Origin of the sequence: uncultured Albimonas sp. (assembly GCF_963977235.1) — a bacterium.
Lineage (GTDB): Bacteria > Pseudomonadota > Alphaproteobacteria > Rhodobacterales > Rhodobacteraceae > Albimonas.
The window spans coordinates 1-1563 of record NZ_CAXBOD010000150.1; the positions used below are offsets into that span (position 1 = coordinate 1).

Here is a 1563-nt window from a genome sequence, read left to right on the forward strand (position 1 = left end):
CCCAGGCGCCCAGCGTCGGGCTCTCCCAGTCGTCCTCGACGAAGCGGATGTCGTGGAGCGACATGTCGATGCCGATCGCCTCGAGCGAGCCCAGATACAGGTCCTGCAGGTCCGGGGGGCTGGGTTTGATCAGCGCCTGGAACTGGTAATAATGCTGCAGCCGGTTGGGGTTGTCGCCATAGCGCCCGTCGGTCGGACGGCGCGAGGGCTGCACGTAGGCCGCCGCCCAGGCGCGGCCGCCAAGGCTGCGCAGCGTGGTGGCGGGATGAAAGGTGCCCGCGCCGACCTCCATGTCATAGGGCTGCAGCACCGCGCAGCCGCGCGCGGCCCAGTAGGTCTGCAGCCGCAGAATGATCTCCTGGAAGGAGCGGGGCTTGCCGGGCGCCTCGGACATCGGTCTTCCCATCCGTCTCCGCCGCGGGCCGGTCCCGCCGCGCGGGGCGACCGATAGCGGGGGCCGGGGCGCAGGTCAACGCGGCCGGGGCGACGGCGTGCGGCCAAGGCGGGCCGAAGCGGCGCGCGATCGCCTCCCCGTCCCGCCCGGACCCGGCCGCAGGAAGCCCCAGGTCGGGCCCGGGGCGCCCTGGAAGATCCGCCGCGCGCCACGCCCGACCCGCCGCGCGGGCTGCGCGCCGCGGGTCGGGGCGGGGTCCTCCCGGATCGGAGGACCGCGCCGGGCTCAGCTCGCCTTCACTTCCGCAAAGATCCTGGCTTCGAGCTTGTCGAGCGGTTCGTTGGTCAGGTCCTTGGCGACCTCGGTCACCACCTTCTCGGCCACCGCCTTGTGCACCGCCTTGCGCAGGCGGCCGAGCGTCTGGGGCTCGGCGGCGATGTGGATGCGGGTGAAGTCGCCCCGGTGGGCGCGGGCATAGAGCCGCTCGGCCAGGTCGTCGGCGAAGCGGTCTTTCTCGAGTTCGTGCCAGTCGGTCTCCTGCAGGGCCGAACGCTGGCCGACGCCGGTGTCGGGCATCCGTCCGGGCCTGTCGGTCCCCTGCTCGGAGTCGGCGGGGTTCTCCTGCTCCGACTTGCGGCGGACCACCAGGTTGGGGTGAACCTCGTCGCCCTTGTTGACCAGGAACAGGGCCTTGCCGGCGTCGGCCACCAGCACCCAGTCGCCTTGCTTCAGTTCGGCCATGCTCAGTCCTCCCTGTCCGAATCCGGTTTGTCGGCGCCCTGCGCGCGCGTCGCCCCTGCGGGACGCTCGAAGGCGCGCTTGAGGTGATCTCGGGTCCCGATGTCGCGGGCGAGATCGCCGCCGCCGCGCCCGCCTTGCGTGGGCGCCCCGTCTTTGCCGAGGATCGCGTCGGTGTCGCGCCCGCCGCGCCTGGATCTTTGGCGTTCGGCCATGGCTCCCTCCTTGCGTTGGTTGCGAGGGGGGAGGTGGGCGCCGGGCTTGGCGATTTCGTGTCGATCCGGCGCCGTCCTCGCGCCCCGCTTGCCCGCCGCGCCGCGAGACGCTATCCGGGCGACAGCGGCAGGCCGGTCTAGCTCAGCTGGTAGAGCACCTGATTTGTAATCAGGGGGTCGGGGGTTCGAGCCCCTCGACCGGCGCCGCGGTCGCCT

Annotated in this window: 3 protein-coding genes and 1 tRNA gene; 1 reads left to right on the forward strand and 3 read right to left on the reverse strand. The window is 72.4% G+C overall.

What is annotated here, in order from left to right:
• From AAC134_RS23860 to AAC134_RS23870, 3 genes are all read right to left on the reverse strand, one after another.
• Positions 1–394 (reverse strand): glycine--tRNA ligase subunit alpha (locus AAC134_RS23860; protein WP_339952315.1); only part of this gene is annotated, 394 nt, incomplete at its 3' end.
• A 285-nt stretch (positions 395–679) separates the two neighbouring features.
• Entirely contained in the window at positions 680–1135 is a 456-nt protein-coding gene (locus AAC134_RS23865; protein ID WP_339952317.1) for a host attachment family protein, read from the reverse strand.
• Positions 1136–1137: 2 nt separating this feature from the next.
• Entirely contained in the window at positions 1138–1347 is a 210-nt protein-coding gene (locus AAC134_RS23870; protein WP_339952319.1) for a hypothetical protein, read from the reverse strand.
• 131 nt (positions 1348–1478) lie between these two features.
• On the opposite strand from AAC134_RS23870, the gene AAC134_RS23875 reads away from it, so the two are divergent.
• Positions 1479–1551, forward strand: a tRNA-Thr gene (locus tag AAC134_RS23875).
• Positions 1552–1563: the final 12 nt, after the last annotated feature.

What these genes read in the sequence shown, in the direction of transcription:
- AAC134_RS23865 (WP_339952317.1), bottom strand. Translation starts at nt 1,135, where the DNA reads ATGGCCGAACTGAAGCAAGGCGACTGGGTGCTGGTGGCCGACGCCGGC.
- AAC134_RS23870 (WP_339952319.1), bottom strand. Translation starts at nt 1,347, where the DNA reads ATGGCCGAACGCCAAAGATCCAGGCGCGGCGGGCGCGACACCGACGCG.